The 6,389-nt window shown below is 61.0% G+C and carries 6 protein-coding genes; 4 read left to right on the top strand and 2 right to left on the bottom strand.

Translation table 11 applies throughout. The features are described 5' to 3' along the window. Positions 1-756: ATP-binding protein (locus VGU61_RS09085; RefSeq protein WP_326858792.1), on the top strand; the 756-nt coding region annotated here is incomplete at its 5' end. A 186-nt stretch (positions 757-942) separates the two neighbouring features. Beyond that, entirely contained in the window at positions 943-2,169 is a 1,227-nt protein-coding gene (locus VGU61_RS09080) for an HPP family protein (protein WP_326858791.1), read from the top strand. A gap of 16 nt (positions 2,170-2,185) precedes the next feature. On the opposite strand, the gene VGU61_RS09075 is transcribed toward VGU61_RS09080, so the two are convergent. After that, the gene (locus tag VGU61_RS09075) at positions 2,186-3,685 is read right to left on the bottom strand and encodes an iron-containing redox enzyme family protein (protein ID WP_326858790.1); all 1,500 of its coding nucleotides are present in this window, start codon (positions 3,683-3,685) and stop codon (positions 2,186-2,188) included. A 317-nt stretch (positions 3,686-4,002) separates the two neighbouring features. Between VGU61_RS09075 and VGU61_RS09070 the strand changes: the two genes are divergently transcribed. Together VGU61_RS09070 and thiD are read left to right on the top strand one after the other, a co-directional pair. Beyond that, positions 4,003-4,521, top strand: a complete 519-nt coding sequence (locus VGU61_RS09070; protein ID WP_326858789.1) for a hypothetical protein — start codon at positions 4,003-4,005, stop codon at positions 4,519-4,521. 23 nt (positions 4,522-4,544) lie between these two features. Beyond that, positions 4,545-5,408, top strand: a complete 864-nt coding sequence (gene thiD, locus VGU61_RS09065) for a bifunctional hydroxymethylpyrimidine kinase/phosphomethylpyrimidine kinase (RefSeq protein WP_326858788.1) — start codon at positions 4,545-4,547, stop codon at positions 5,406-5,408. Between the two features lie 13 nt (positions 5,409-5,421). Here the strand turns inward: thiD and VGU61_RS09060 are convergent, their stop codons facing one another. Continuing rightward, complete coding sequence (locus VGU61_RS09060; protein ID WP_326858787.1) at positions 5,422-6,078, bottom strand: trimeric intracellular cation channel family protein; 657 nt, start codon at positions 6,076-6,078, stop codon at positions 5,422-5,424. Positions 6,079-6,389: the final 311 nt, after the last annotated feature.

The following is a 6,389-nucleotide window of genomic DNA, read 5'->3' as shown; positions in this document are numbered from 1 at the left end:
CCCGATGGCGGGCGGCTGATGATCGGGACCAGCAACACCGGTTCTTGCGGCATGCCGGTCGCGCCGGATATTCCGCCCGGAGAGTATGTGCTTCTCAGCGTCACCGATACAGGAACGGGGATGACGCCCGAAGTGGCAGCCCGCGTATTCGATCCGTTCTTCACCACCAAGCCGCTGGGGCAGGGCACCGGCCTCGGCTTGTCGATGATCTACGGTTTCGTCACGCAGTCGGGCGGACATATACGGATTGCCTCCCAGCCCGGCCGGGGAACGACGGTTTCCCTGTATCTGCCGAAGCATGACGGCGCAGCGGTGCTGGACGACGGAACAAGGGAAATCGCCGAGCCGCTGCCGGCGCCTGCTGCACTGAAGGTGCTGGTGGTCGACGACGAAGCCGATCTGCGCGACGTGCTGGTGGAGATGCTGCGCGAATGGGGCTATGCGCCCCTGGAGGCCGCCGACGGCGCGGAGGCGCTCAGGCTGATGACATCGACCGCCGACATCGATCTGCTGGTGACGGATGTCGGCCTGCCGGGCGGCATGAGCGGACGCCAGCTTGCCGATGCGGCCCGCATGCTGCACCCCGACCTCCAGGTATTGCTCATCACGGGGTATGCGGAGAATTCGGCGGTCCGCAATGGCGAACTGGCGCCGGGGATGGAAGTGATGACCAAGCCATTCGCGATGGAAGCTTTCGCCGGCAAGCTGCGCAGCATGACGGACGGCGTGCACAGGGCGATGCAACGGCGGGCATGATGCGCGGTTTTGCTCGTACGCTTACAAGGATGTACACTGCCTGCCGGTGAGCGACAAAGGACGGGCCGCCGCGCGGCGCAACCGTCTGCACGCTGTGCAAGATCAATATGACCTTTTGCCAATAGCGCCGTATGGACCTGCACGGCGCCGCTGGCAGCGGTCCACTCGTTTTGAATCACTAAGCTGATGAAATTCCTGTTCGACCGGCTGCGCCGGTATCTTCCGGAGCCCGTTAAAGTCAACGCGCGTGAACGCGCACGATCGATCATCGGCATGCTGGTCGGCCTGTTCTTCACAGGCGCGGCAAGTCGATGGCTCCTTGGCACATCGCCCGACAGCACATGGCTGGTCGCCCCGATGGGCGCTTCGGCCGTATTGCTTTTCGCGGTGCCGGCCAGCCCCCTGGCGCAACCCTGGCCGATGCTGGGCGGGAACGTGATATCGGCGCTGATCGGCATCTGCTGCGCGGCGTTGATTCCGTATCCGCTTGCGTCGGCGTGCGCCGCCGCCGGACTCGCGATCACGGCGATGTTCCTGTTGCGCTGCCTGCATCCGCCGGGCGGCGCCTTGGCATTGGGCGCCGCACTTGCGGCACCGGCGATCGCGCATGCCGGTTTCGCGGAATACGTCGGTCATGCCATCCTGCCCGTCGTCCTGAACGCTATGCTGCTCCTGGCCGCGGCGGTTGCCTATAACAACCTGTGCGGGCGACGGTATCCACACTTCGCTCCGGACCACGCCAATCAGCATCGAACCGACGATCTGCTGCCCACCGAACGGCTCGGGATTACGCCCGCCGACCTCGATGCGGCGCTCAAGCAGTACAACCAGTTGCTGGACATCAGCCGCGACGACCTGGAGGAAATTCTGCTGCGCACCGAGATGCAGGTCTACCAGCGCCGCTTCGGAGAGATTACCTGCAATGACATCATGTCCCGCGATGTCGTCAAGGTCGAATTCGGCACCGACCTGCAATCCGCCTGGCGGCTGCTCAATGCGCATGACATCAAGGCGCTGCCGGTGGTGAACCGTTTTCAGCGCATCATCGGCATCGTGACGCAGCATGATTTCATCAAGCAGTGCGACACCGGGACGGTGGAGGGATTGGCGGCATCGCTGCGCGCACTTCTGACGCGAACGCTTCACACTCACTCGAAGAAACCGGAAGTGGTGGGCCAGATCATGACGGCCGACGTGCGGACCGCCTTCACCGACGAGCCTATCGCGAGCCTCGTGGCCCTGTTCGCCGACACCGGCCTGCATCACCTGCCGATCATCGACCGCAATGGCCGTCTGGTCGGCATGATCACCCAATCGGACCTGGTCGCAGCGCTCTACCGGGCACGCCTGGAACAGGAGGCGACGAATGCGCCGAACCCCCGCCGGCTGCGGCTGGCCTCGGTGAAGCCGTAGCCGGCGCTTTGGCGCTCTAACCGAGCAGTTGCGTGAAAATGCGCGTTGCCATCAGGCCCGGCGCGGTGTGGTGGCTGGCAGGCGACATCAGGCGTGTCAGCAGCGCCATCGTGTCCGCCTTGTCCGACAATGAGGCGAGCTGCTCTTCCAGTCGGCGCAAATCCGCATTGAACTCATTGCCGCTTTCGTCGGAACCGTCGCGCGCGTAATGCTGGCGGATGACGCCGCGCGCCATCGTTCCACGTTGCCTGCCCGGCGTTTTCTGGCCGAGCGTATCCAGCAGCCGCTGCTTGGCCTTGAACGTGAGCTGGCGCGGCTTGGTCTGCGGCACCGGTTCGGCCGACATATCTCCCGCGATCCAGTCGGCGATGATCTGCTGTTCATAAGCGGTGAACACGCCGAACATTTCGGCCCGGTCGCCCTGGATCAGGTTCCAGAAGCGGCTGTGCTGCGGGTCCTGGTTGCGCTTGATCCAGCCGGCCCGTTCCATGGCGGCGAGGAAATCCGGAATGCGCGCCGGATCGGACAGCCAGTCATTGACCGTGCGTCCCGCCACGCGGCAATAATCGGAGTGCAGGTGTTTGCCGACCACGCTCTTGCGTTGGAAGATGCCGATCAGCTCCTTTTCCAGGTCAAAAGACGCAATCACCGACGTGGTGCCGGCGCCCAGCATATTCAGCAGGTAACCCGCCTTCACGCGGCGATAAAAATCCGCCCTGTCACCGATGCGGGGACAGGCATCCATCAATCCCTGCAGCGATTTCTGCGCATGGCCGGTATCGGCATTGTCGACCGTCACATGCAAGGTGAAGTAATAGGGATCGATGCCGAGTTCGTTCAATTCATAGGCGGTAATCAGCAGGTGCAGCGGAAGTTGTTCGTAGCCGAGATTGAAGCCGATCACTTCCGGCAGGAACTCGTCTGCATGATGGGCCAGCGCCAGTTGTATCGCACCCTGCACATAATGCTGGTCCGAGAGCTTGTCCCATTGCTCGCAGCCGTTCGACGCCAGCAATTCGCGATACAGCACGACGTGGTTCTTGGTCGGCAGTCCCTCTCCCAGTTCTTCCAGGTAGATGCGGATCAGCGATGCAAAGCGGGCGTCGTTCCACCGCGACAGAACACCATAAAGCCATGCACCGTCGACCAGCTTGGTCGGCGCGACGCATTTCAGGAAATACAACGCATGCGACTTGTTCCGGAAATAGCGTCGTTCACCGCCGGCCTTTCGCGCCGCGAGATAGTCGTGGTACTGCCGTCCGACGGATTCGGTATTGGCGTCGATCCATGACGACAGCATGCGCATATCGTCCGGCAGATCGCAATCCAGGTCTTGCGTCTCCTTCAATTTTGCACGCAGGAAGTTGCCTGCACGCTCCATCGCGTCCTTGCCGGTCTCGGCATCGAGCAGCGAGAAATATATGGACCGGATAGCGGTTTTGTCTATGTCTTGTTTGATGCTTGCCGGCAAAGTGCCTACATTCAGTTCCTGATACATGGCGTTGTCCTTATTCATTTTTTATGCATGTCGGATGCATTCACAATCCTTTTTGTTTTGCATTTCCCGTGCCCGACGAAGCCGACCATGAAAGACGCCATCCAATCCATGATGATTTGTTCAAGACAAGGCGCCATGCGGCTTGCCGCCGGGGATCGGTTTTTATAGCTAAAGGGCAACTGCGCGGCTTTACCATCGATGCGCCAAATTTACATATTGATCGTCTTCGCATAGGGCGCTGTATCCGGCATCCGTTTCCAGCGTGGAAAGCTGTGGCCGGAATGGAATTCGTCTATGATGGCAAGCCGAATTCCTGCCATATGAGCGACAAAACGATGAACCAAGATTCTTCATTCCCCGACGACCTGCCTGCGGATGACACGGCTGCTGACGACAGCGTCATCCATGAAGCGCGGCTATGGCGCGACGACGGCTGGACCGCGCGCGTCATCAAAAATGAAGACGATGACGGCTGGGCGGTGGCGATGATCAAGGAGGGCGAATCAGAGCCGGCGCTGGTCGGTCCATGGACCATGGGCCGTGACAAGAAAAATCCGAAACCGCTCGATGCGTCCGCGTTTCAGACCCTGGTCAAGACGGCGTCGGAAGTGTTGCGGCGGCATGAACAGCAATTGCATGCGATGCTGCATAAGAGCGTCAACGTGGACACCGGCTCTGCAAGAATCACCGTCATGCTGGACATCGTGCCGGATGAAGACGATCCGTATGCGCTGCTGAGCGCGCGCGACGAGTCGGGAGAGCAGCTGGCCCAGGTGACCGTCGCGCCGAACTTCAAGCTCAATCCGGGCAGCGCGGCGAAATGGATTGAAAACGAATTCCGCAAGCCGGATTAAGCAGTCGCGGGGAGCGCAAATAAATGATCCAGACAAGCACCGATAATTCATCCGGCCTGCCGTACCGCTATCCGCGTGTTCTCAGCATTGCGGGTTCCGACAGCGGCGGCGGCGCAGGCATCCAGGCCGACCTGAAAACCTGTTCCGCACTGGGCTGCTATGGCATGACCGCCATCACGGCGATCACCGCGCAGAACACCCGCGGCGTGACCGGCATTCATGCGGTGCCCGTCGCCATGCTGGAACAACAGATCGATGCGGTGATGGACGACATCGGCGTCGATGCCGTCAAGCTCGGCATGATGCATGACCCGGAGGTGGTGCATGTGGTAGCGCGCGCCATCCGCCGTTATCGCTGGCCGAAGGTCGTGCTCGACCCGGTGATGGTGGCCACCAGCGGCGACCGGCTGATTGCCGAGGAAACCGTTTCGGTACTGGTCAGGGAGCTGTTTCCCCTTGCAACGGTAATCACGCCCAATCTCGACGAGGCCTCGCTGCTGCTGCGGCGGCCGGTAAGCGAAGTAGCGCAGCTGGCGGATGCCGCCAATGAATTGCTGCAGCTCGGCGCGCGAGCGGTTTTGCTGAAAGGCGGGCACCTCGCCGGCGAGCACCTTGTCGATGTGCTGTTGCAGGCAGATGCGCAGGCGCTACGCCTTGAAGGCGCACGCATCGCCAGCCGCAACACCCATGGCACCGGCTGCACGCTGTCGACCGCGATTGCCTGCCGTCTTGCGCTCGGCGATTCGCTGGCGGATGCGGTGACGCGGGCGCACGGCTACATCCGGGAATCAATCGCGCAAGGTGCCGATGTGCACACCGGCGGCGGCCATGGGCCGTTGAATCATTCCCACGCACCGCTGGCCTTGCGCAAGTTGCCCATGGCCTGATCGCTGAACGCTTTTATCCCGGCAGCTTCAGGTCGAAGCGTATCGACAGGTAGCGCAACGCACAGGTAACGAATACGCCCGCGCCGACGGCCAGCGTGTGCGGCAGCAGCCAGTCGCACAGGAGAAATGTCCAGCACCCGGCGAACGAACAGGTCGCATACAGGTGCCCGCGCCGGAACACCAGCGGTATTTCATTGCAGATGACATCGCGCAGCACGCCGCCGAAGATGCCGGTAATCACGCCCATCATCACGCATACGAATACGGGCATCTCGGCGGCTAAGGCGAGCGACGTGCCGCCGACGCTGAACACGCCCAATCCCACCGCGTCCGCAATCACGATGATCTTTTCCGACAGTCCCGAGCGAAGATGCGGCAGGATCGGCGTCGCGACCAGCGCAACGATAAACACCATCAGCGTGTACTCATGATGTTCGACCCAGAATAACGGCCTGCGGTCGAGCAGCAGATCCCGCAGCGTTCCACCGCCGAAGGCGGTAATGAAGGCTACGGTGAATACGCCGACGATATCCATGTCCTTGCGCCGGGCTTCGATAAAGCCGGAGCAGGCAAATGAAAGGATGCCGATCGCTTCAATGATATGAAGCAGCGTACTCAGGTCGACGCGAATGCCGATGTTCAATTGCCAGCCTTTCACTTGAAATGACAATACGATATGCGTTCCATGACATTATTCCAAACCATGGTACCGGTAATGAGAGTATCCAGTACAACGCATCGCCATGCGGCGTTTGCCTTTATGGCAAACGCAACGGTCGGGGATCAACGGTTATTTGTGCGAAGAGGGCACTGCATTTGCGGTTGCGGTAATCAACCAGTATCTGGAAGAAGGGTGTGATCGCGAGGAGCAGGCTACGAACTTGCACTTCCGATAATGGCGAGCCATTTTGTTCGCGAGCCTCGATTTCCGCGCCGAATAGCTGCTATCATCGGCCGCAACTGCTGCTCGCGTAGCTGCGG

This window comes from Noviherbaspirillum sp. (genome assembly GCF_035944575.1).
Lineage (GTDB): Bacteria > Pseudomonadota > Gammaproteobacteria > Burkholderiales > Burkholderiaceae_D > Noviherbaspirillum.
Note: the sequence above shows the minus strand (reverse complement) of the source record. Positions and strands in the feature narration are given on the sequence as shown.

Coding starts and splice junctions, on each gene's coding strand:
- VGU61_RS09075 (WP_326858790.1), bottom strand. CDS start 3,685: ATGAATAAGGACAACGCCATGTATCAGGAACTGAATGTAGGCACTTTG.
- VGU61_RS09070 (WP_326858789.1), top strand. CDS start 4,003: ATGAACCAAGATTCTTCATTCCCCGACGACCTGCCTGCGGATGACACG.
- VGU61_RS09080 (WP_326858791.1), top strand. CDS start 943: ATGAAATTCCTGTTCGACCGGCTGCGCCGGTATCTTCCGGAGCCCGTT.
- thiD (WP_326858788.1), top strand. CDS start 4,545: ATGATCCAGACAAGCACCGATAATTCATCCGGCCTGCCGTACCGCTAT.